Genomic DNA, 23928 nt, shown 5'->3' with positions numbered 1-23928 from the left:
GGAGCTCATGGCTTTAAAAGACACAATGGACGTCTTGGAACTATTGGACGATTCAAAAGCAAGTGGAAAAAATGTAGTGGAATTATTCAAAGACTTCGAATTTGCCGAAGCAACATACCAGACAGTCACAGGAGAAAAAGGGAACACAGACTTTGTGAAAATTCTTATTAAAGGAACGGAAGGTAAAGCGGGTGGGGGAAATGCTCCTACTTTTGGAGTGGTCGGGAGATTAGGCGGGCTAGGTGCAAGGCCGGCACGAATCGGTTTTGTATCAGACGGCGATGGTGCAGCAGCCGCTGTAACCACTGCTTTGAAATTGGCGAAAATGTCTGTAAGAGGCGACCGGTTACCGGGAGATGTCTATATTACAACTCATATTTGTCCGGATGCGCCGACTCAGCCGCATGAACCTGTCGATTTCATGGGATCTCCCGTAGATATCTTAAGCATGAACAAGTACGAAGTATTGCCTGAAATGGAAGCTGTGCTTTCCATAGATACGACAAAAGGCAATAAAGTCATCAATCACCGGGGCATTGCCTTATCCCCGACTGTAAAATCGGGCTATATCCTGAAGTTCAATAATGAATTGCTGCGCATCATGGAAATGACAACCGGCGAACTGCCTGTAACTTTTGCAGTGACGATGCAGGATATAACGCCATACGGTAATGATGTCTATCATATTAATAGCATCCTTCAGCCAGCTGTCGCAACCCAGGCCCCAGTGGTCGGCCTTGCCATAACGGCAAAATCAGCGGTTCCAGGGTCAGGGACAGGGGCAACGCATGAAGTGGATATTGCTCAGGCAGTCCGTTTTGCAATTGAAACGGCAAAAGAATTTACCCAAGGCCAGATTGATTTCTATGATAGGAATGAATTTAATCATCTTGAAAGCTTATACGGTTCTATGCGCCATCTCCAAACATACGGAGAAGCTGAATCATGACACGCTCAAAAGTTGGTGTTTTGACGATTGGACAGTCACCGCGTACTGATGTAACGCCTTCTATTCAGCGTATTTTAGGTGAGGGAGTTGGCATCATCGAAGCAGGAGGATTGGACATTTTAAAGGACGATGAAATGCATTTGGTTTCCCCGGGAACTGTAGACACGATCTATATCTCTAAATTAAGAAACGGCGCATCGATTAAAATTGGGAAATCGAAACTGTTGCCTTTGCTGCAAGATGAACTGAGTCGATTAGAAGAGCAAACAGAGGTCACAATCATGCTGTGTACGGGCGATTTCCCGAGCCTTACAGCTGCTAAGCCGATTATTTATCCGGATAAAATTTTAAATGCGACCGTACAGTCTTTGATGGACAATGGTACGCTTGGACTGATTATCCCGTTGGAAGAACAACGGGGAAGCTTGCTGGAAAAATGGCATCAACCTAATATAGAACTGAAAACTGAAGTGGCTTCGCCCTATGAGGAAAGCGACATACGTGGAGCAGCTCAAAAACTGAAAGAACAGGGCGCTTCCGTCATTGTCATGGATTGCATGGGCTACAACGAATTTCATAAAGAAGAAGCGGTAAAAGGAAGCGGCTTGTCTGTCCTATTGCCGAGGACTTTAGTGGCTCGCATCGCTGCAGAATATTTAAGTTAGTAGATCCGGCGTGCCGGATCTTTTTTGGTAGGAGGAGTTAGATGCCAATAATCGCCTTGCTGAGTTTGAGCTTGTTGTGGGGTTCCACTTTCTATTTGACGAAGATGCTGCTGCCCGATTTCCATCCTGTATCAATTGTCTTTTTTAGATGTCTATTTGGCGGTCTTGCTTTGCTTCCTTTTTTCATATGGCAAAAAAGAAAAGATGAATTTAAAAGAGTTCCCCTGCTGATTTTTATTTCCCTTATCAGTGCAGGTGTTCCATGGACTTTCATGAGTATCAGTATGGGTGGACTTGATACCACCGTGAGTTCTGTGTTGAATGCTACTGGACCGATTTTTGGGATTTTGCTGAGCAGCCTGATTTTTAAAGTAAAGGTGAGCAGGCAAGAAGTTTTAAGTGTATTGATTGGCTTCGCCGGCATTGCCATTGCTTTTCTTATCGGTTCCGAAGAAGCAATCGATTTTCAAATGAGCAGTGCAATGCTCTTATTATTTTCGGTTAATATGTATGCGCTATCAGCCGTTTTGGCAGGGAAATATTTAAAGGGATACTCTGTTGTCACCATTTCCTTTGTTGCGATGGCGGTTGGAACCGTTTTTACTAGTTTTTTTATGCTTTCAATAGACCCATCAAGCTATAAAGGCCTGTTCAATTCGACAAATTTAATGCTCTTTTTCATATTAGGAGTTTTCAATTCAGGTCTCGGCAATATTCTTTTTTATTATTTAGTCAAAAATGGCGGGGCGGTTTTCGCTCTGCTGATTACTTATTTGATGCCTTTCACTACGTTGATTTTAGGCGTATTCTTGTTACATGAACCACTTGGCGGAGGAACGCTTATCGCATTGGTTTTTGTACTGGGTGGACTATATCTTTCAAAAAGGGGCAAACGAATATGACAGATTTTAATACGACAGTTAAAAAGTTGATGAGCGGTAATTTTTCATTGGACAAGAAAAGCTCAGTATTGGTGCTGGCTGACCAAAGCACGATGTCTTTAGGCATTAAATTTGCCGAGGCGTTGAAAAAAGATGAATGGAATATAGAAATTCATATTATGGAAGATCGAACGAAATCGGGTGAAGAACCTCCAGAGGAAACTGCAAATCTCATGTTGAATTTTGATGCAGTATTTTGTCTGACCAAATATTCCTTAACTCATACAGTTGCCAGAAAAACAGCGAATGCAAAAGGAATCAGCGTCATCACGATGCCAGGCATAACGGAAGATATGTTTTTAAACGGTGCGATGAGTGCCGATTACAGCAAGGTGGAAAAAGAGACGATAGATATGACGGAGAAATTAACAAAAGCTAGATCTCTGTCTATCCAGACAGGCAACGGACTGAGGCTGAAAATTGAAATGGATGGCCGCGATGGGGTGCCGAGTACCGGCGTATTTAAAGAAAAAGGCGCTTCCGGCAACCTTCCTTCAGGGGAGGCATATATTGCTCCAGTAGAAGGGAAGTCGGAAGGGGAAATTGAAATCAATGGCTCTATAGCTGGAATAGGCTTGGTGCAGGAACCTATCATACTGACCATTGACAAAGGACGTCTGATAAAAGCGACCGGTGAACAAGGAGGAAAGTTGTTGGAACTGCTGGGGGATGGCGACGGCCGTCTTCTTTGTGAACTTGGCATCGGAACGAATCATGCCGCCCGTGTCATTGGAAATATCCTCGAAGATGAAAAAGCCTATAATACGATTCATATCGCATTCGGCTCCAACCACACGTTTGGCGGAACGATTAAAACAAATGTCCATATTGATTGTGTGACTCGAAATCCTGAACTGGATTGGGAATAAGAATATTACTTCTATAATCAAAAAGAAATCCATGCCTCTGCACTAAGATTAAGCAGTCAGAGGCATGGATTTTTCCAGTTTATTTTCATTATATTTCTTAAAAGATTCTAAGAAAGAATTCTTCGTTTAATATTTTCTGAATATTTAATAAATAATATAGATTTTAATAACTTTCAACGGTAGAATGAAATTAACAACCAATCGAATCAGCAAAGGAGTGGCACTATGAAAAAGCTATTATCTCTCGTAATCGTCTTACTGTCTTTGTTTCTTGCGCTCCCAGCAGCGGCAGCGCCTCCCGATTTGCCGAAAAAGCATGCGTTTTATGATGAGATGACGTATTTAATGGAGAAGGGTGTCGTAAGCGGTTATTCAGATGGCACGGTGCGCCCGGATGTGGAAGTGACAAGGGCGCAAGCGGCTGTGATGATCGGCCGCTTGAAAGGTTTTGACGGGACGAAAGGGCCGACGCCGTTTAAAGATGTGTCGAGCGCCCATTATGCGAGCGGCTATATTGCAGAAGCGGCAGAGGCAGGCTATTTGAAAGGATACGGCGACGGGACGTTTCGTCCGAACGCCCCGATTATCCGCGGGGATATGGCCTTGATCGTTGAGCGGGTCTTTGATCTATCGTTCACGTTTAATTCTTCTTTCAAGGATGTTGGCCCGAATGCCGTCTATTCTGAAGCCATCAGCAAAATTCTCGCAGCGAACATCACCGTTGGTTATCCGGACAATACGTTCCGCCCGCGCCAAGCTGTCACGCGCGGCCAGTTCTCAGCGTTTCTCGCACGGGCACTTGAACCGAAATTTAAAAATGATGCGGTGATTCCCGATTCCTACTTGAAAGACAAGACGAAAACCTACACTTATCAAATGTCTGATGGAACGACAGCTGTCCATCGCTATCAGAATGTGCCGAACCGCGACGGACTCGTCTACGGATTTATGTGGACAGCGCAAGTCGACGGTGATTCCTACGAATACTTGGAGCTTGAAAACTATAGTATCTTTGCCTATGGCTATCCGTATTCCGAATACGACATCGCGCTCGCTTATCCGGTTCGTGTCGGCAGGACCTTTGATACCGGACTCGAAGATGAAATCATCAAAAACACCATCACCGGAGTCAATAAAACCGTAACGACCAAATATAAAACGTTTACGAATGCGACAGAAGTGATGACGCAAAGCGGCCTCAAATACTATATGGTGGAGGGCTATGCGACCGTCAAATCGGTCAATGCGCAAGGACGAGTGGAAATGGAATTGGTGAATGTACGATAAACGGGTTGAAGTTACTGCCAGCAAGAGTCCGTACCGTGTGCTTGCGCACAGTCGGACTCTTTTGTATGGTGAAAGTAGAGGAGGTGGGGAGATGTTCGGAAAGAATAATTTAGTACTCGTACTAGAGGATTATGACTTGTCTTTCAGTGTGCGATTGATGGACCGGGATGGGCTCGTTTACAGCGACAACCGCTTTATGGAAAAGCCATCGCTGTCAAAAATTCGTTCACTGGTCAGCGCACTCACCCAGATTTTCGGCAACTTCAACCGAGTCACCTACAGCAAAAACTTTCAAATGGTCTGGGACCACGAAGCGCGGCCGGACGCCTTCGGCAAATTCCTCGCTGAAATGTTCACATCCCATGAAGCAGCTGATCCCCGTTATTCGACGTGGGAGCATTTCAGCGAATTCCTGGCTGAACAGGAGAGGGAAGCGAAGGATAGCCGGCTCGGGGATTTGCCTTTTTGAGAGAGGGGATATTATAGGGATTTGGTTAACCTTAGGACAGTCAAATCAATTGAAAAGCCAAGCGGAAATCCTTTTGTTCTCTGCTTGGCTTCTTTAGAGTCTTTAATAATCGGATCAAATTGTATAAGCAATAAGATTTATTGGGCTAAATCCAGTCTGCTGAAATTAGTCTTTCTTTCTACACTGCTGGACGCGGATTTTACTCATGAACCGGAGCCAGACAATTGTGTAGAAACAATAGACAATAAAATTACTGTGATATACTAAAATTTAGGAAATCACGGAAATTTATGCTGTGATTTGAATCTGGGCATTTATAGTAAAAACGTGAATAGCCAGTCGAGTGAAAAATCGATTCCTTTAAGGGAATGGGTTTATTTTATTGGCCTGGATTTACAGATATCTACATCTATGGAAATATCAAATAGGTAGGTAAACAAGGGGGAATGCAAGATGAAAATTGCGGTATTGGGAGCAGGAAATGGCGGCTGTGCAGTAGCAGCGGATTTATCGCTAAAGGGGCATGAAGTGACATTGATCAAGACATCAAATTCGATGCACAATGAAAACTTCCAGCATTTATTGGATCACGACGGGGAAGTGCGGCTCCACGAGAAAGAGGAAATGAAGACGACTAAAATCGCGCACGTCACAAAAGAATTAGCCGATTTGTCTAGAGCTAAAATTGTAATCGTTTACATTCAAACGAATTATCACGAAGAGCTGATTGCTAAAATGTCGAAGCATTTAGTTGACGGCCAGATTGTGTTGATTAATCCGGGGTACTTGTCGACCGCTTACATGTTGAAATACAATTCCGGGAAAGCGATTACGATTGTAGAGGCGGAAAGTTCATTCCTTGATTGCCGCATTTTGGAGCCGGGGCTGATAAAAGTTGGATTCCGAAACGTGCGCAATCCGCTTGGCGTTTATCCAGCAGCGAATCTTCCGGCAGTGAAAGATGATTTGGAGGCGCTCGGATTCCCGTTCGTTTACTTGTCTTCCGTCGTAGAAGCGGCGCTTCATAATCCAAACTTAATCGTCCACACGGTCGGCGCCATCATGAGCATGCCGCGCATCGAAAAAACGAACGGCGATTACGTCATGTACCATGAAGTCTTCACGCCGAGTGTCTGGAACATTCTAGAGAAGCTGGATAGCGAAAAGATGGATGTCTTGGAAAAGCTCGGTTTTTCTCGGCTTTCGTATGTCGAAGCTTGCAAATACCGCAACACCTTGGACGATACGGAAGATGCAAAGGAAGTTTTCTTCTGGTATGCAGCGATGCCGACCCGTGCAAAAGGCCCGGTGAAAGTCGATTCCCGCTATATTACTGAAGATGTACCGGAAGGGCTTGTGATGCTCGAAGCACTCGGCAAACAACTGTCCGTTGGGACGCCGATCTGCACATCACTCATTGAAATGGCTTCAGCAGCACTCAATCGGGATATGCGGACGCAAGGACGGACGCCGACGCGTCTCGGCATTGAAAATATAGAGATGATTTTAGCCGACAGCTTTGTTCAAAAAGAAGTTGAAACGGTTTAAGGCATAATGCGCGCATCGGAGATTTTCTCTGATGCGTTTTTTAAATGGAGTGAACGGGAAAGGAGTAAATAAAGATTGAAGGAGGCGTTCACTATGGCTGAAAACGGAGAATCAGGAATTGATAAATTTGCGAAGAAAGCGAAGCAAATGGTTCAAGGCGATAAAGATCCGGATGCGCTGACGGATAAGAATTTCCAGAACGCGCCAGATGAAGGCTCTGAAGATGTTCCAACAGAAGATAAAATCATCAAAGACCACCGTACTGGTGAAAAGACTTTCGTGAAGAATGAAACAAAACGATAGGCTCTACAGAATAATAATTGACAGGCATGGACCGATTCGCGTTCATGCTTTTCTCTTGCCCAAAATGTTGCAAGCAAAAGATGTGCTTGACGGAAATTGATTCCATTGATAATATTTTAATAATTAAAAATTTTCATTTAATATAGTAATTTCGTCTTTGGTTTTAGTGTTTTTTCAAGGAATTAAGTAACGGGTTCTGAAATAATTTTAGTATTTATCTTAAGGGATGGATTTGCCGTGCTGTCTTCAGTACGTGGAGGAAATGCATAGAGACAAAGGGGGAAATGACAAATGAAGAAAAGGTCGTTAATCAGTTTAGTTTTGATGGGGACGCTTTCGCTTGCACTGGCTGCTTGCGGAGAAGAGGAGACGGCGGGCGGAAGTTCAGGGGATTCCGGCGGCGAGAAAGAAAAACTGCGCCTCGTAACAGACGGGGCTTATGCACCGATGGAATACCTGGACGGCGGTGAAGTCACAGGCTTCGGCGTTGATTTTGCGGAAGCGGTCGTTGAAGAAGCCGGCTACGAAGCGGATATCGAAGTCATCGGCTGGGAGCCGATCTTTGTTGAGATTGAAGGGAAAACGGCCGATCTTGCGGTATCGTCCATCACAATCAACGATGAGCGGAAAGAGACATATGATTTCTCCGTCCCTTATTATTTGTCGACGAATATGATCATGGTTCCGGAAGACAGTGATGTAGAGAGCGGCGAAGATTTGAAAGGAAAGAAAATCGCGGTATTGAACGGCTCAACAGGGCAGGAAGCGGCTGAAACGATTGCCGGTGAAAACAGCACCGACGTCTTGAAATTTGCCGATAATAACTTGGCGATCCAAGAACTTCTGGCAGGCGGAGCGGATGCGGTTATTGCGGATAATACCGTAGTTGAATACTATACGCAGATGAATCCGGAGCAGAACTTGAAAGTCGTGACGGATGAAGATTTTGCAGATGAATTCTACGGCATTCTTTTCCCGAAAGGAAGCGAGCTGAAAGCTGATTTTGACGAGGCGATCAAAGCCATTATCGATAACGGCACCTATACGGAAATCTACCAGGAATGGTTCGGCACCGAACCGGATCTTGAAACCTTAAAAGCGCAGCAATAATAAAACAGCTTGAATTGCGCAACTCCGATTCTAGGTGTTGCGCAATTTTTGTCAGGAGAATCCGGTTCTTCCGCTACACGCAAGCGGAATAAAGAAAGAGAGGGCAATTTATGGATTTTCGGATGGATTTGATCATCGACTACATGCCTTTTTTCCTGAAAGGCGCATTATATACCATCGGCGTTTCGCTCGTCGGGATCTTGCTTGGCACCATTCTTGGGTTACTGATCGGCATGGGGAAAATCATGCGCAACAAATTGCTGGCGCTGCCTTTTATTCTCTACATCACCTTTTTTAGGGGAACGCCTTTATTTGTCCAAATTCTATTGATCCACTTCGGATTGATTCCGCTAGTCATCGGACAGACCAATGCGATAGTAGCTGGGATTGTGGCGCTGACATTGAATGCCGCAGCGTATATTGCCGAAATTTTCCGGGCCGGCATCCAGTCAATCGACCGGGGGCAAATGGAAGCCGCGCGTTCACTTGGACAAACCCATGCCCAGGCGATGCGCTACGTCATCTTGCCGCAAGCGTTCAAGCGGATGGTACCGCCGCTTGGCAATGAATTCATCGTGCTATTGAAGGATTCTTCGCTGCTCGCCGTCATCACCGTGCCGGAATTGATGTACTGGGGACGTGCATTTCAAGGGCAATATTATAAAATTTGGGAGCCTTACTTGACGGCAGCGCTCATTTACCTCATCTTGACGCTGTCGATGAGCTATCTATTGGGCCGTTTAGAAAAGAGGTTGGCTACAGAATGATCAAAGTCGTAAATTTAAAGAAAACCTTCGGGGACAATGAAGTCTTGAAAGACATTTCTGTGGATATCCAGCCGAAAGAAGTGGTCGTCGTCATCGGCCCTTCAGGTTCCGGGAAGTCGACTTTCCTCCGCTGCATCAATTTGCTTGAGAGCATTACGGACGGACACGTCTACATTGAAGGCGTCGACATCACCGATAAAAAGACCAATATCAATAAAATCCGGACTGACGTCGGCATGGTGTTCCAGCAATTCAACCTGTTTCCGCACCGTACGGTTTTGGAGAATATCACCATGTCGCCGATGAAGGTGAAAAAGGAAAGCCCGAAAGTAGCAAAGGAGAAAGCCTTGGTTTTATTGAAGAAAGTCGGGCTTGTCGAAAAAGCCAATGCCTATCCGGATTCACTGTCCGGTGGCCAAAAGCAGCGCGTCGCGATTGCCCGGGCACTCGCGCTCGAACCGCGAATCATGCTGTTTGATGAACCGACGTCAGCGCTCGATCCGGAAATGGTCGGGGAAGTGCTGGAAGTTATGAAGCAACTTGCGCTTGAGGGCATGACGATGATCGTCGTCACGCATGAAATGGGCTTTGCCCGGGAAGTGGGCGACCGCGTCTTGTTCATGGACGGCGGCTATATTGTTGAAGAGAATGTGCCGTCCGAATTATTTGCCCGGCCGCAGCATGCGCGGACGAAATCGTTTTTGAGTAAAGTGCTTTAAGTGTAAGGAAGCTCTTGGAAAAATCCAGGAGCTTTTGTTCGTTGAACTGAAGAAAAAGTTTAGCGGCAGCAGAGGATGGGAACGATAATAGAGGATAGATAGTTTTAGACTGGTTTGGTAAGCCGCTAATTCTTCCGATACTTATAGATTAAAGGAGCTGGAATAGATGAGCATGCAGCATATTGTTGCTTCTGATTTAGTGCGCGACGAATACGGAAATTACTACGAAGTGGTCGGCACGCATCTTGAAGGGGACACCTTAAAAGCACTTGAAGTGTCCAATCTATATTTTGAAAAATCATTCCAAGTTCAAATGAACGATGCCTATAAGGACAAGCCGGTTGGGGTTTTAGTCCAAGAGCATATGAATGCCTACATCGAAGCGATTGAAAAGAATAACCGTCCGATTTACGGAATCCGTGATTTGATGGTCAATAAGATCAAAGTCTATGCAGTCGATGTGACAAAACCACATCCGAAACGCAACGTCACAGTTGAATGAAATCGAGCCGCCTTCCTTTTATGGGAAGGCGGTTTTTATTGGTTAAAGGCAGTGGAAGTTATTTTGCCAATGTATTTAGTTCGGGTTTTTGCAATTTCACGTTTAAGGGGAAGATGAACGGGAAAAGGTACATAAATCAAAATAGCATATGGAAAATATAAACTATTAGGAAGAAGGGTTTCTATTTGGGCTTAAATCCTATTGTATTAGTTATTGTCATTTTCATGATCAGTATCGTCTATGTGACTTTGTCGACGGTCCGCATGATATTGATGATGAAAGGCTATCGGTATTTAGCAGCTGGATTATCTGTTATCGAGGTCATTATTAATATTCTCGGCCTCGGATTGGTGCTGGAAAACATTTCGCAAATTCAAAACTTGATTTCGTATGCAGTCGGTTTCGGGGCTGGGGTTGTGGTCGGTTCCATTATCGAAGACAAATTGACCTTAGGTTATGTAACGGCTACAGTAGTTTCACCGGATAATTCCGATCACTTGGCGAAGCAATTGCGTGAACAGGGATACGGGGTTACGGATTGGGAAACGAATGGGCATGAAGGTCCGCGCCGTTCCTTGCAGATATTGACTCCGAAAAAGCGAGAGCTGAAATTATACCAGTCGATTAAAGAATTGGAACCGCAAGCGTTTGTTGTAGCGAATGATTCCAAAACGATTCATGGCGGTTTCTGGATCCGCACGGTCCGCCGCGGTAGATTGTTTAATTAAAAAAACATTCTCGGTTTTAAATCGAGAATGTTTTTTTGCGTTCTCTAGTGAATAATTGCTTTTGCGATTTATACTGTCCTGAGCAGAAATAAAAAAATTTTCGGTTCAAAACATTGTCGTATCAATAGAACTATCTAAATTAAATAAAATATTCAGAAAAATTTAAAAATAGTGCTTGCATTACAATTATTTCTTTGATAAGGTAATTCTTGTAAGGATGACAGGTCAATATGTCCCATAAAAAATAAATAAAATAGTTCAAAAGAGAGGTGAGTGGGTGAAAAGGTTCACGACTATGGTGTTGGTTTTAGGTTTAGCACTATTTTCTCTAACTGCCTATGGAAACTCAGACAGTGGGTTGAAACTGAAGAACTGGTACGACCAGGCATTTGGTTTTGCGGTTGATGAGGTAGTAGGCGACTATTTCGCTGGAGTGATCCAACTGAAGAAAGCCGTCAGCAAAGATAAAAAAGAGCAGGCGGTGTTAGCGGAGGATGAATTGACCAGTTTCTCGAATTTATTATCTGAAAATTCAGGTAAAGGAGTAGAGAACTACCAAAAGCGCTATATCGACATAGCCAATGCCACAGAGCAGCGGCTCAAACAGCAAGACTTTTCCGAAGTGGAAAACGAACAAAAGAAATCAATGGAAGCGGAACTGGAATCTGAGATCGATGAGATTTTAGAAGATGCACTGCGATAATCGGTTTTAATGAAATCCTATATAAATTTTTATTAAGACAAAAAACTAAAATCAAAGGGGAGAAATGAAAATGAAAAAAATCAAACTAAACACAGTAAAAAGCAAAATGGTAGCAGGAGTTGCAGCAGTCACGTTGTTCTCAGGAGTCGGATTTGTAGCGGCGAATACGGATGCTGGCGGGGCTTTGCAGGGTTGGTATAATAAAGCGTTTGGAACAGCTTCTACAGAAATGTTAGCTGAGACAGCGAAGTATGGGGTTGTAGAACAAGGGAAGTTTGCAGCTCATTCAATAGCAGAAACAGCGGACGCTGTTAACTCTATCACTGCTACAAAAAATGAAGAGAAAAAAGCTAAGACAGAAAGCATCCACGCAGCTAAACAAAGTTATATTGATTCTGTGAGTACAAGAGAAGCTGAAATTGCAGCTTATATGGATGATCAATTCGATTTATTATCTGAAAAAAGTATTGATACTTTTAACTTCACTAGTAATAAAGCATATAATTTGGCTGAATTTGGATTAACGGTAGCCGCCAACTCTACTGGAGGCTTAGCGCTCAAAGCATTGGAAAAAGATTTGAATGCTGAAAAAGCAAAAGCGGTTTCCGAATTAGACAAACGGATCGTAGATGCTAAAACGACTTTACTCGCACAACTAAAAGGTGAAAAAGATGCAACAACTGTTGAAATTAAATTGGCCATTGATGAAAAGATCGAGCAGTTGAAAGCAGACATTACAGCTAAGAAAAAAGAACTAGTAGAGGCTCACCAGTTGAAGCTAGTAACTAAAGCAAATGAAATCGAAGCAGCAGCAAAAGCAGAACTTGATGCACAAATTATGCTATCTATCAACAAATAATCTATATCCACAAACTCATTAGGGCCTCATAGCGGGGTCCTAATATTTTAGTAGGAGGGGCGAAATGTTAAATAGAAAAGACACCTACCGAAAAAAGAAAAAGACGGCTTTTGCTAAAGTATTGATTGCGATGATGACCGTGCTGGTGATCATGGGAGGAACTTTAACGGTTTCATTTGCCAATGAAGATTTGAATGCAGTGTTGACGAAATGGTTTGATGACAAACGAGAGAACGCAATTGTTCATATAAAAGAAGCAGTTTCGAGCGAGAAAGAGATTCAAAAAGAACGCTTGAAAGCGGCTTTAAAAGAAGAGATGGATGCTGCGGAAGGCGAAATGAATCAATTCACAGCGGCTGAGAAAGAACGCCGTGTCCAAAATATCCGCAATTACGCCGATCAACTGATTCAAGGAATCGATATTGACAATTCTGCGAAGGAACAAGAATTGAAGCGCCAATTGGATTCCATTTACGCTGAGGCACAAAAAGCGATGCAGACGGCAAATGCTAACTGGAAAAGCAGCATCGTCCCTGTAGAAAAAGCGGAACCGGAAAAGCCGAAAGAAGAGGAAGCGAAGCCCGAAGAGCCAAAAGCAGAAACTCCGGCACCTGAAGCGGAAGCACCACCTGCGCCTGCTCCGACGCCAACGGCTCCTCCGGCCGAACAGCCAGCAGCGCCAGAAAGTGAAACACCAGTTGAGCAACCGGCAGGTGATGGTGAATGACAGGAACGACCTTAGTCGAACAACCTTCAAAAGTGAAAACAAAAAAGAAAAGCGAAGTGTTCGGCTGGATCCGCTTCGGGCTTTTGCTGATCAGCATCTATGTTTTCTTTAATTACGTGATCGGCTTATCGATCATCAGCGGTGATTCGATGAATCCGACATTTGAAACAAATGACGTCATTCTCTCGAGCAAGGTGTTTAACGAATACCAGCTTGATGATGTGGTGATCTTCAACAACGAATACGGCTTTTCAGTCGTAAAGCGCGTGATCGGAGTTCCAGGAGATACGGTAGCGATTCAAAACGGCCAAGTTCTTTTGAATGGCAGCGTACTGGAAGAGGCTTATACAACGGGAACGCCAGATGACATGGCTGCGGTGGAAGTGACGGAAAATGCCTACTTCGTGATGGGGGATAACCGCACACCGGGCGAAAGCCTTGATAGTCGAAGTGCAGAAGTCGGCCTGGTGCCAGCGGATATGGTTGAAGGAAAAGTGCTCATATCGTTAATGCCTTTCCAGCTTTCAGTTAAATAGAAGGAACCCGATGGACTGCCGAATTGGCGGTCCATTTTTTATGGGTTGTACTTGAATTGTGTCGAGTTCTTCCTGAATTGTGTCAGACTATACATGAATTGTGACGTCTTCTTCATGAGTTATACCGATTTCTTCTTGAATTGTGTCAGTTTTCACCGACTTTCGTTGATTTTTGGTTTCTTTTTTATACTAATTCCATTTCTATCGACATTAATTCTACCCTTATCGACACTAACTTCATCTTTATCGACACTATTCCACTTTCTTCTTACATTAAGCCACTCCAACTAGTTCGAATAAGGATTAGGCTATATAAATAAAGAACTTCCTTACTGCCTATTCAGCGATTCCTTATTTTATTCCTTCGCTAGCCTTTAGAATTATTCAAAACCTTGCTATTTTATGACAATATTCATAAAATATAGGGAGAAGTTGTAAATGACAAGGGGGTGCGAAGATTGAAGCTAAATGTAGAACAACGCAGGATTGTAGAACTTGAACCGTCTGGGCCGATGCTTGTAAAAGGGGTGGCAGGGTCTGGGAAAACCACGGTTGCAATCCGCCGGATCAATTTTTTAAAAGAACATTATTGCCATGAATCTGATGATAAGATTTTGATGGTTACTTATAATAAAACTTTGCTCAATTACATACGTCATCAATATGCCCGTATGGCTGATTCTGATGATGTTTCAGGTATGCAGCTTTTCGCTTCGGACGCAGAAGTGGACATTTCAACAATTGATAGTTTGATGTACAAAGAATTTATGCGCTTTCAAAATCGGACGGGTAAAAAAATAGAGATGGCGGCACCGGATCAAATGCATAAGACGATGGTTCAAGCCGTACACTTGGCAAAGAAATCCTATCCAGATGTGAAGCTGTTGTCACCGAAAAACAGCAAGTTTTTATTGGAAGAAGAAGAATGGATTCAAGCTTGTTCCATCAAGGAACTGGAGACGTATCAATCAGCTGACCGGATTGGACGAGCTTCTGGCGATGGAAGCACTCCGCAAAAGCTGTTAAAGAATTCGAAGCTTCGAGAAGCTATATTTGAAGTGTGCACGTTATATAAAAATCTATTAGAAAAAGACAATTTAATCAGCTACAAACAGATGAATCTATTGGCATTAGAAGAAATTCGGCGCGGACAAACAGGCAAGTACACGCATATCCTCATTGATGAAAGCCAAGACTTGACGCGTGTCCAACTGGAATTTCTGAAGGAGCTGTATAAGGAAAAGGAATATTCTTCACTGATGTTTGTGGCGGATAATACGCAGAGTATCTACACGCAATCATGGCTTGGAAAAGGTAGGCCTTATACGACCATCGGTTATGATATGAGCGGAAAATCGCGGACGTTAAGTAAGAACTACCGGACCACAACGGAAATTTCGACCGCTGCTTTTCATTTAATCGAAGCGGATGAACATATCCGATCGAATGTCGATTTCGTCAAGCCGGCTTTGATTGATCGGCATGGCCATCCACCGATTTACCGTTTTTTCCTTACCCCGGATCAACAATTGCAGTTTTTAATAAATGAAATCAATATCTTGAAGAATGATTATGCGTTATCGGAAATTTGCATTGTGGCAAAAGGGAATCGCTATATCGAAAATGTCGCAATCGGTTTGGAGCGAGCTGGCATTCCAAATACGGTTCTTCAACGCAGCGAGCCAGATTTCGAAAGCGATAACGTCAAACTTGTCACAATGCATTCGATCAAAGGGCTTGAGTTCAAAGTCATTTTCTTAATTGATTTGAACAGTGGATTGATCCCGATGGAAGTATACGCGGATGAAGAGGATCAAAAAACGGTGGATTCGGATGAACGGAAGCTGATGTACGTCGGCATGACGCGTGCAAATGAATTGCTGTATATGTCCTCGGTTAAAAAGCCCTCGAAATTTATCAAGGAGATTGACCGAAAGCACTTGCGGATGAAAAAAGACGCTGCTCTTCGGCCATTTGAATCGATTAGCATAGCAGAATATCAATTAACAAATCAGTTAGTGGATCTCCATTCCAAAGAAGAAGTCATCAGACAATGGCTGATCCGTGAATTGAAAGACACTTATGGCTATCCATTGGAGTTACTGGAACTGGAGTTTCCAGTACAACAGTTCTCGAAAAAAGGCTATTGTGATATTGCTGTATTGGTTTATTCCGACGGGGAAGCAAATCCCTACATCATTGCAGAAGTGAAGCGTTTCGGCAGTGGAATCGATGAAGCGCTGAACCAATTAAAATCCTATCTTGAAGCTGATGGAAGAGCGTTTTACGGCATTGCCACAGATGGCCTCGAACTTAAAATCATCGACCGAAATGGTGAAGAAGTTCAAGACTTGCCGAAGTGCCGCGCACAGTTCTTACCGGAAACGAAGAATAAACAACAGTATTTGAATCTAAAGAATAATCGTCAATACGACTATGCTGTGGACCATGACGAAGCAGATCAAATCGAAGTGAAAGAATCAGGGCAGGACGTCCTCATGCAAGTGCACGAGAAAGTGAAAGTGCCTTTACTCGGCAACGTGGCTGCCGGTATACCGATTCTTGCAGCCGAATCCTTCGAGGCCGAAATCTATTTGCCGCGTGATTGGGTGGTTTCGCCGAATGAAACCTTTGCTCTTACAGTCACAGGCGACAGCATGACCGGTGCAGGCATCGAAAAAGGCGATCAAGTCATCGTCCATCAGCAAATGACAGCATCCAGCGGTGACATCGTCATCGCCGTCATTGATCAAGAAGCCACCATGAAAAAATACATGCCGATGGGGAGCAATATCCTTTTAATGTCTGAGAATCCTGCGTACGAACCCATTATGATGCGCAGCGAAGATGTCCATATTAACGGTCGGGTGATTGGGGTCTTAAAGAAGTAGACGAGAGGCGGACTGTGAAAAGGCAGTCCGTCTTTTTGTTGTTTGGGGGAGTTCTTCTTAAATTGTGTCGGGCTCTACATTAATTGTGACGAGTTCTTCTTGAATTGTGTCGGCTTCTACATGAGTTATGCCGGATTCTACTTGAATTGTGTCAGTTCTCTCCAGCATTTGCTTCCTTTCACCAAAACAAAAAATCTTCCAATTCATTCGAATAATTGGTTTAATCCAATGAGATATTTATATAATAGAAGAAGATTGACGATTTTATTAGCCAAAGGGGATAGCAGCATGGAAAAAACAGCTTTTGAAATAGAAGATACGACGATATATGAGATCCAGCAGGCGTTTGAAAACGGCCAGCTGACATCGGTGGAACTCGTGCAGGCCTACCTGGACCGCATCGAACAATTCGACAAGAACGGCCCGAAGATCAATTCGGTTTTATCGATCAATCCGGACGCGCTTAAAATTGCAGCGGAATTGGATGAAATGCGCGGACAGGATGGGCAAGGGCCGCTTTATGGCATTCCGGTCTTATTGAAAGACAATATTGACACAGTCGACGACATGCCGACGACGGCTGGAACCGTAGCGCTTAAAGAAAACTTTGCGCGGAAAGATGCATTTGTTGCGGCGCAGCTTCGAAATGCCGGCGCAATTATTCTGGGGAAAGTGAATATGAGCGAATGGGCGTATTTCATGACGAATGATGTGCCGAGCGGCTTCAGCAATCTCGGCGGCCAAGTGTTGAATCCTTACGGCATTGATGTGTTTGAAGCGGGGAGTGTCGGCGGTTCGAGTTCAGGGACCGGGGCGAGCATTGCTTCGAATTTCGCGGTGGTCGGCATCGGGACGGAAACTTCGGGTTCGATTTTAAGTCCGTCTAGCGCCAATTCACTTGTCGGCATCAAACCGACTGTGGGATTGATCAGCCGAACAGGCATTATCCCGATTGCCGAAAGCCAGGATACTGCAGGACCGATGGCGCGCACAGTCGCAGATGCGGCGATTACGCTTGGTGTTTTAACAGGCGTTGACGAAGAAGATCCAGCGACAGCCCAAAATGAAACCCATGCGCTATCAGATTACACACCGCATTTAAAAGTGGACGGCCTGAATGGAGCGCGGATCGGTGTCGACCGGGCATTCCTGAGCGAAATTGGAAAAGAAGAGCGGGACTTGATGGAGCGCGTGATTATCGAAGTGGTGGAACTCGGGGCAACCGTTGTAGATGTAGAGATTCCGCAGTCCGACGCAAGATCCGAAGTGCTTTGGTACGAGTTCAAGCGGGGAGTCAACGACTACTTGAGCAAAGTCTCAAGCGATGTTCCCGTTAAATCTTTGGAAGACGTCATTGCGTTCAACAAAGAAAATCCGGAAGAGCGGATGAAGTTCGGCCAAGTGGAACTCGAAAAAGCACAAGCGCTGAGCGACGATCCAAAAGATCCGACTTACGTTTTCCACCGCGAAACGGACATCCGGATTTCCCGCAGCGAAGGCATCGATGCCGTAATGGACGAACACCGTCTGGATGCTTTGCTGTTTCAAAATAACAACGGTGCGGCACTCCCGGCAAAAGCGGGCTATCCGTCCATTACAGTCCCCGCTGGATACATCAGCACCGGTTTGCCGGTTGGCGTGACGTTCTCAGCGAAAGCGTACAGCGAACCGAGATTGATTGAACTTGCCTATTCCTATGAGCAGGCAACGAAAAAGCGCCAAGCGCCGATATTCGAATAAAACACAAAAACAGCCGCTAGTGGAGAATGATTCCACTAGCGGCTGTTTCATATTAACGTACGTTCATCTCGTTTGGATGAGAACCTTTGCGACGGTTTTTATTCAACGCATGGATCTGTTCCATTTCATCAGAAGACAATTCAAAATCAAAGACTTGGAAGTTTTCTTCGATGCGTGAAGGCGTCACGGATTTTGGAATAACGATTGTTTGGTTCTGCAAGTGCCAGCGCAATACGATTTGAGCCGGCGATTTTTGGTGAGCTTCTGCAATTTTCTTGACGGTTTCGTCTTGCAGCACTTCGCCGCCTTGGTCAAGCGGGCTCCACGCTTCTACAAAAATATCGTGTTTTGCACAGAATTCTTTCAATTCCGTTTGAGCCAAGTACGGATGGCATTCCACTTGGTTCAAGACTGGCGTCACTTCACATTCAGAAAGCAAGCGCTCCAAATGTTCGATTTCAAAGTTGCAGACGCCGATCGCTTTCACGCGTCCGTCGTGGTACAGCTTTTCCAAAGCTTTGTATGTATCCACGTAGTCGTCAAATTGCGGAGTCGGCCAATGGATCAAATACAAATCCACATAATCCAATCCTAAACGTTCCAAACTTTCATCAAATGCACGCAACGTATTTTCATAGCCTTGGTCGCTGTTCCAGACTTTTGTCGTGATGAACAATTCTTCACGCGGAAGGCCAGCATCTTTGATTGCTTTGCCGACACCTTTTTCGTTTTGGTAAATCATTGCTGTATCGATCGAGCGGTAACCTGCTTTTAATGCATTTGCTACTGCTGCAGTTGCTTCATCGTCAGGAACCTGCCACACACCGAAGCCAAGCTGCGGCATTTTCAAGCCGTTGTTTAACGTTACGTAATCCATTATCCATTACCCCTTTTCAAAATAAATTCAAGCGCTTCATTTGATACCCTTTTAGTTTAAATAATAATCCTTCAAAACGCATTTACTTTGACTCACGAAGGAATAACTTTGTGAATACGCACGGTAGTTTTAAAAATACGCCCAGTAGTTGAAGAAATACGCAAGGTAAAGTTGAAAATACGCCCCATAACGCAAAAGTATCAAAAAATGCACTTGCTCCAGCCGTTTAAAGGCAGAGCAAGTGCATTTTTTATTTTGCAGCTTTGTAATTGTTGTACCAAGGCATCACGCCGCGGTCCATGTAAATATGGAAGAACCATTCTCCGGCAGCAAGCACCAGTGCGGATACGAGAGCAGGTGCCACCATTTCGGCCATGGTGCCGCTGATCAATTGGCCAACGTACCAGATTACGAGAAAGGCTAGAACAAAATCGCAGACGGTCGCAATCGTATTGCGCGTCGACTGGTCATCCGCTTTGCCGGCATTTAGGAAAATCAGCAAATCGCCCATCAAGTAGGCAATCGCGGTCAGTCCCAAACTGATAATCAAGGTGTCGACAAAGGATACATCGAAGATCCACGTCAATACGATCAGTAAAACAGCAGTAATCATCACGAATTTAATGAAGAACGCAATCACATGATTCATTTTCCACTCTCCTTTGAAAAAGTTTTACTTAGAGAAACTGTACCCGATTTTTCAGGAATATAAGCAATCTCTCACATAAAGCGATTCCAAAAAGAGCTCATTTCTTATTCCGATAGAGATACATGGTCAGTGGTGCAAAAATTGCAACAAATAGCAACGAGACAATCAACACCCACATCACTTGTTCGAATGTTGCCGTGCCGTGCATGAATCCGCGGACGGCCGTAGCCAGAATGGAAATAGGATTGATTTCTACAAATCCTTGAAGCCATGAAGGCAAAGTGCTCGGATCCACAAAAACATTGCTGACGAAAGTCAGTGGCATCATGACCAAGAAACTGAGCATCATTAAAGATTTCTCCGAACGGACGATTAATCCTAAAGTTGTCCAAATCCAAGAAAGGCTGAATGAAAAGATTAAGATCATCCCAATGGCCATCAGTACACCAGAAAGTCCGCCTTCCGGACGGAAGCCAAGCGCGAGTCCCAGTCCAATCATGATGAAAGAAGCCATGGAATAGCGGATGACGTCGACCAAAAGAGCGCCGATCAATGCGGACGGCAGCCAGATTGGCAAGGTCCGGAAACGGTCGAAAATGCCTTTGCGGATATCATTATTCAAATCGATCCCCGTATACATCGTAATCTGTGCAACGGTCATGACCAAAATTCCGGGCAGCAGGAACTGGAGATAATCCGCAGTCGATCCGGCAATCGCACCGCCGAACAAATAAGTGAACATTAATAAAAAGATGATCGGGAAAAGCGTCACATCGAACATTTGCTCAGGGACATGGCGGATGCGCAATAAGGCGCGGGTGGCAAATACCATAGTTGACGAAACCGCGCTCGGGCGCTTCGGCCGGCTAGTGGAAGAAATCGCGTCTTGCAAACGCTCATCTACCGTAATTTGCTTACGAAGTTCCGTGGAGTCAATCATATGTTTTCCTCCTCGTTAAACGTTTTCTGTTTCTGCGGCTTGTCCAGTAAGAGTCAAAAAGACTTCGTCTAGGCTTGGGCGTCCGAGTGAAAAGTCACTGATGGCAATCCGTTCTTGTGTGATGGCACCTAAAGCCTCTGCAACTAATGAAGGGTCGCTTACTTGAGCTGTCAGCGTTGTTGGGTCGGTCCCGATATGGATGCCAACTGAAAGTTTTTGCTTCAGCAATTCGATTGTACGGTCACGGTCTTCGGCGTTTACCAATTGGACCGTAAGCGTTCCGGTGTCGACAGATGCTTTCAATTCACTGCTCGTGCCTTCTGCGATGATTTTCCCTTGGTTGATTACGGCGATGCGGTCTGCGAGTTGATCAGCTTCCTCTAAATATTGCGTTGTCAAAAGGACAGTCGTTCCTGTAGAAACGAGTGTACGCACGATATCCCAAACTTGGTTGCGGCTCCGCGGATCCAGTCCCGCGGTAGGTTCATCCAAAAATAGCAGATCCGGCGTGACCACTAGGCTTGCGGCAATATCGATGCGTCTTCGCATCCCTCCCGAATAATTCTTCACTTGGCGTTTGGCCGCATCTTCTAAGCCGAAAGCGGTGAGCAATTCTTTTGCGCGTGTTTTGGCTTCTTTTCGTCCATAGCCCATTAAGCCAGCCATCATCACTAAATTCTCGAGGCCAGTCAAATCTTCATCTAAAGAAGCATATTGTCCAGTCAACGAGATGCGGCTTCGAATACGGTCTCCTTCAGTTGCGAGGTCGTATCCGAAGATCCGTGCAGTTCCGGCATCAGGCTTTGACAATGTCGCAAGCATGCGGATCGTTGTCGTTTTGCCCGCGCCATTTGGTCCTAAAAATCCATAGACAGTCCCTTCTTGAATGGTTAGATCCACACCATCGACGGCCCGGTGCTTTCCAAATGTCTTCACGAGCCCTTTTGCTTCAATAGCCCATGATGTTGTTTCCCTCGTCCGATTTGCATCCACTAAAATCCTCACCTTTCGTTTGGATTATTGTGCAGCTCTTGAAAAGAGTATACTCCCATTTGAAGAAAAATAAAAGAACAAATGTTCTAATTTTTCAATTTTCTTTTATTTAATTATCCTTCTATGCTATAATCATCTCAACTAAGCGACAGAAAGGCTGATGGGTGGACAATGCGTAACTAATCTTATTTTCTTCATTTGAAATGGATATTTCAAATCACGTGAAATAGGATTAGTCTGCCCACTTATAAAACTGTCGAGCTATTCATTTATCGAAATGGCTTATTTAAGTTAGGCAAATACCGGCTAATCCTTCCAAGAAATTTTTGGGAGGATTTTTTAATTCTCCCTTATTCAGAAGGGAATGGTTAGATGAAAGAATTAATGAAATTGCAGCAAGTCGGTTATGAAATAGAAGATACGGTGATTTTTGAAGAGGTGAATGCAAGTGTCCGACAAAAGGAGATTATCGGGATCATCGGCAAGAACGGCGCTGGAAAATCGACTTTGCTTGAATTGATAGCCGGCAAATTGGCACCAAGCAAAGGGCAGATTCACCGCATAGCGGATCGCCTGGAAATCGCATATGTCGAACAGGAAGCGGAATCGCATGAAGTGGATCAAATTGATTCAGTGGAAAAGGTTTTATTGAAGAAATGGCAGGTACCGGTACACGATTATTCTTCTTTGAGCGGTGGCGAGAAATTGAAGGCCCGGCTTTCGGCGGGAATTGCTAGAGGGGCACATTTGCTATTGCTAGATGAACCGACCAACCATCTTGACCAGCCAGGCATCGAATTATTGCTGGAGCAGCTCAAACACTACCCAGGAACGATCATTTTAGTTTCGCATAACCGGACATTCCTGGATGCGATTGTGACAAAAATTTGGTCGATTGAACACGAAAAACTGATTGAGCATATTGGGAATTACACGAGTTATGTAGAAGAAAGAAAGCAAAAGCGGTTATCGCAGCAGCGCGATTACGAAAAGCAGCAGAAGATGGTGGAGCGGATCGAAGGCCATATGGAAGAACTTAAATCCTGGTCCCATAAAGCGCATGCGGAGTCCACAAAGCAAGAAGGAGCGAAAGAATATTACCGCAAGAAAGCGAAGCGCATGGACAAGCAAGTCAAATCGAAGCAGAAGCGCCTCGAAAAAGAATTGGAGAAGCATCAAGCAGCGCCGCCGGAAGCGGAATACGAAGTCTCATTTTCTATGAAAGCCAATGAAAAAATGGGCAAGCGGTTTTTGGAAGCGAAAAATCTGTCGAAGGCATTTGGCAGCCGCATTCTTTTTGAAAAGGCTAATTTCACAGTGCAGCACGGAGAAAAGATATCAATTGAAGGGCCCAATGGCAGCGGAAAAACGACTTTACTGAAAATAATCATGGGAGAAGAGGAAACGGAAGGCGAGATTTGGCTTTCTCCTTCAGCAGATATCGGCTATCTGACTCAAGAAGTATTCGACCTGCCGCTAGAGAAGACACCGGAGGAATTGTTCTATAAAGAGACATTCGCAGCGCGAGGCAAAGTTCAAAACTTAATGAAGCATCTCGGGTTTACCGCAGCGCAGTGGGCGGAGCCGATCGGATTGATGAGCATGGGTGAACGCATCAAATGCAAATTGATGGTATATATATTGGATGAAAAAGACGTCTTGATTTTGGATGAACCGACCAATCATCTGGATTTGCAATCGCGTGAGCAATTGGAAGCGACGCTAGCGGAATACCCAGGAACGATGTTAGTGGTATCGCACGACAAAACCTTTATCGAAGAAACAACGTCTGCCAAACTGGTCATCAAAGACGGCGCGATCCATAAACAATTGGAGCAAATGGCGCCGGAGCGGGAAGCTATCGACGACTTGCGGCTGAAACTAGAAACAGAACGCCAAGCGGTGCTGGGGAAATTGAGTTTCATGACGCCGAACGATAAGGAGTATGCCTTGTTGGATGGCCGATTCAATGAGTTGACGAGAGAAATTAAAAGTTTGTAACAATGGAATAACATTTGATGGTCTGAAATCCTGTTAAGTCAGGATTTCAGGTTTTTTATATAGAGGAACGTTTTTAATTTTATTTCCATCAAATTTACATTTTATGCGAGAAACCACTAGACGCCTTGTATATTAACAGCTAAAATAAATAATTA

General features: G+C 44.4%; 24 protein-coding genes. 20 read left to right on the top strand and 4 right to left on the bottom strand.

What is annotated here, in order from left to right:
• Positions 1-7: 7 nt before the first annotated feature.
• From AC2EXB_RS14530 to AC2EXB_RS14440, 19 genes are all read left to right on the top strand, one after another.
• On the top strand, positions 8-949 hold the full coding sequence (locus tag AC2EXB_RS14530; RefSeq protein WP_251475423.1) for a DUF1177 domain-containing protein: 942 nt from the start codon (positions 8-10) through the stop codon (positions 947-949).
• Positions 946-1614, top strand: coding sequence for an AroM family protein (locus AC2EXB_RS14525; protein WP_251475421.1), 669 nt, complete (start codon positions 946-948; stop codon positions 1612-1614). The genes AC2EXB_RS14530 and AC2EXB_RS14525 overlap by 4 nt, the downstream gene beginning before the upstream one ends.
• A gap of 41 nt (positions 1615-1655) precedes the next feature.
• Complete coding sequence (locus AC2EXB_RS14520) at positions 1656-2516, top strand: DMT family transporter (protein ID WP_251475419.1); 861 nt, start codon at positions 1656-1658, stop codon at positions 2514-2516.
• Positions 2513-3424 carry an aminopeptidase gene (locus AC2EXB_RS14515; RefSeq protein ID WP_483602109.1) on the top strand — a complete coding sequence of 304 codons (912 nt, stop codon included), beginning with the start codon at positions 2513-2515 and terminating at the stop codon, positions 3422-3424. The genes AC2EXB_RS14520 and AC2EXB_RS14515 overlap by 4 nt, the downstream gene beginning before the upstream one ends.
• 225 nt (positions 3425-3649) lie before the next feature.
• Entirely contained in the window at positions 3650-4711 is a 1062-nt protein-coding gene (locus AC2EXB_RS14510; protein WP_483602108.1) for an S-layer homology domain-containing protein, read from the top strand.
• A 91-nt stretch (positions 4712-4802) separates the two neighbouring features.
• Positions 4803-5180, top strand: coding sequence for a PLC family EF-hand domain-containing protein (locus AC2EXB_RS14505; protein ID WP_251475412.1), 378 nt, complete (start codon positions 4803-4805; stop codon positions 5178-5180).
• Between the two features lie 453 nt (positions 5181-5633).
• The gene (locus tag AC2EXB_RS14500) at positions 5634-6728 is read left to right on the top strand and encodes an NAD/NADP octopine/nopaline dehydrogenase family protein (protein WP_483602107.1); all 1095 of its coding nucleotides are present in this window, start codon (positions 5634-5636) and stop codon (positions 6726-6728) included.
• Positions 6729-6821: 93 nt separating this feature from the next.
• The gene (locus tag AC2EXB_RS14495; protein WP_235196964.1) at positions 6822-7031 is read left to right on the top strand and encodes a hypothetical protein; all 210 of its coding nucleotides are present in this window, start codon (positions 6822-6824) and stop codon (positions 7029-7031) included.
• A 291-nt stretch (positions 7032-7322) separates the two neighbouring features.
• A complete protein-coding gene (locus AC2EXB_RS14490; protein WP_251475405.1) occupies positions 7323-8141 on the top strand; it encodes a transporter substrate-binding domain-containing protein in 819 nt (272 codons plus the stop codon).
• Between the two features lie 110 nt (positions 8142-8251).
• Positions 8252-8908, top strand: coding sequence for an amino acid ABC transporter permease (locus AC2EXB_RS14485; protein WP_251475403.1), 657 nt, complete (start codon positions 8252-8254; stop codon positions 8906-8908).
• Positions 8905-9627 carry an amino acid ABC transporter ATP-binding protein gene (locus AC2EXB_RS14480; RefSeq protein ID WP_235196961.1) on the top strand — a complete coding sequence of 241 codons (723 nt, stop codon included), beginning with the start codon at positions 8905-8907 and terminating at the stop codon, positions 9625-9627. Before AC2EXB_RS14485 ends, AC2EXB_RS14480 begins: the two co-directional genes overlap by 4 nt.
• Positions 9628-9793: 166 nt before the next feature.
• On the top strand, positions 9794-10129 hold the full coding sequence (locus tag AC2EXB_RS14475) for a hypothetical protein (RefSeq protein WP_251475400.1): 336 nt from the start codon (positions 9794-9796) through the stop codon (positions 10127-10129).
• Between the two features lie 185 nt (positions 10130-10314).
• Positions 10315-10857, top strand: a complete 543-nt coding sequence (locus tag AC2EXB_RS14470; RefSeq protein ID WP_235196959.1) for a DUF2179 domain-containing protein — start codon at positions 10315-10317, stop codon at positions 10855-10857.
• 277 nt (positions 10858-11134) lie between these two features.
• Entirely contained in the window at positions 11135-11560 is a 426-nt protein-coding gene (locus AC2EXB_RS14465; RefSeq protein ID WP_483602106.1) for a hypothetical protein, read from the top strand.
• A 70-nt stretch (positions 11561-11630) separates the two neighbouring features.
• The gene (locus AC2EXB_RS14460; RefSeq protein ID WP_483602105.1) at positions 11631-12419 is read left to right on the top strand and encodes a hypothetical protein; all 789 of its coding nucleotides are present in this window, start codon (positions 11631-11633) and stop codon (positions 12417-12419) included.
• Between the two features lie 64 nt (positions 12420-12483).
• Positions 12484-13146, top strand: coding sequence for a hypothetical protein (locus AC2EXB_RS14455; protein WP_483602104.1), 663 nt, complete (start codon positions 12484-12486; stop codon positions 13144-13146).
• On the top strand, positions 13143-13682 hold the full coding sequence (lepB, locus tag AC2EXB_RS14450; protein ID WP_483602103.1) for a signal peptidase I: 540 nt from the start codon (positions 13143-13145) through the stop codon (positions 13680-13682). The genes AC2EXB_RS14455 and lepB overlap by 4 nt, the downstream gene beginning before the upstream one ends.
• A gap of 449 nt (positions 13683-14131) precedes the next feature.
• Positions 14132-16573: a transcriptional repressor LexA gene (gene lexA, locus AC2EXB_RS14445; protein WP_483602102.1), complete on the top strand. Its 2442-nt coding sequence runs from the start codon at positions 14132-14134 to the stop codon at positions 16571-16573.
• Between the two features lie 288 nt (positions 16574-16861).
• The gene (locus tag AC2EXB_RS14440; protein WP_483602101.1) at positions 16862-18313 is read left to right on the top strand and encodes an amidase family protein; all 1452 of its coding nucleotides are present in this window, start codon (positions 16862-16864) and stop codon (positions 18311-18313) included.
• Positions 18314-18365: 52 nt separating this feature from the next.
• On the opposite strand, the gene AC2EXB_RS14435 is transcribed toward AC2EXB_RS14440, so the two are convergent.
• The 4 genes from AC2EXB_RS14435 to AC2EXB_RS14420 all read right to left on the bottom strand — a co-directional run bounded on the left by AC2EXB_RS14435 (position 18366) and on the right by AC2EXB_RS14420 (position 21772).
• Positions 18366-19190 carry an aldo/keto reductase gene (locus AC2EXB_RS14435; RefSeq protein WP_483602100.1) on the bottom strand — a complete coding sequence of 275 codons (825 nt, stop codon included), beginning with the start codon at positions 19188-19190 and terminating at the stop codon, positions 18366-18368.
• A 250-nt stretch (positions 19191-19440) separates the two neighbouring features.
• On the bottom strand, positions 19441-19839 hold the full coding sequence (locus tag AC2EXB_RS14430; RefSeq protein WP_483602099.1) for a DUF2512 family protein: 399 nt from the start codon (positions 19837-19839) through the stop codon (positions 19441-19443).
• A gap of 97 nt (positions 19840-19936) precedes the next feature.
• Complete coding sequence (locus AC2EXB_RS14425) at positions 19937-20779, bottom strand: ABC transporter permease (protein ID WP_235196937.1); 843 nt, start codon at positions 20777-20779, stop codon at positions 19937-19939.
• A 15-nt stretch (positions 20780-20794) separates the two neighbouring features.
• Positions 20795-21772: an ATP-binding cassette domain-containing protein gene (locus AC2EXB_RS14420; protein WP_483602098.1), complete on the bottom strand. Its 978-nt coding sequence runs from the start codon at positions 21770-21772 to the stop codon at positions 20795-20797.
• 372 nt (positions 21773-22144) lie between these two features.
• Between AC2EXB_RS14420 and abc-f the strand changes: the two genes are divergently transcribed.
• On the top strand, positions 22145-23773 hold the full coding sequence (abc-f, locus tag AC2EXB_RS14415; protein WP_483602097.1) for a ribosomal protection-like ABC-F family protein: 1629 nt from the start codon (positions 22145-22147) through the stop codon (positions 23771-23773).
• The last annotated feature ends 155 nt before the right edge of the window (positions 23774-23928 follow it).

It is taken from the genome of Planococcus alkaliphilus (assembly GCF_057031095.1).
This window is presented reverse-complemented; position numbering and strand designations above follow the sequence as displayed.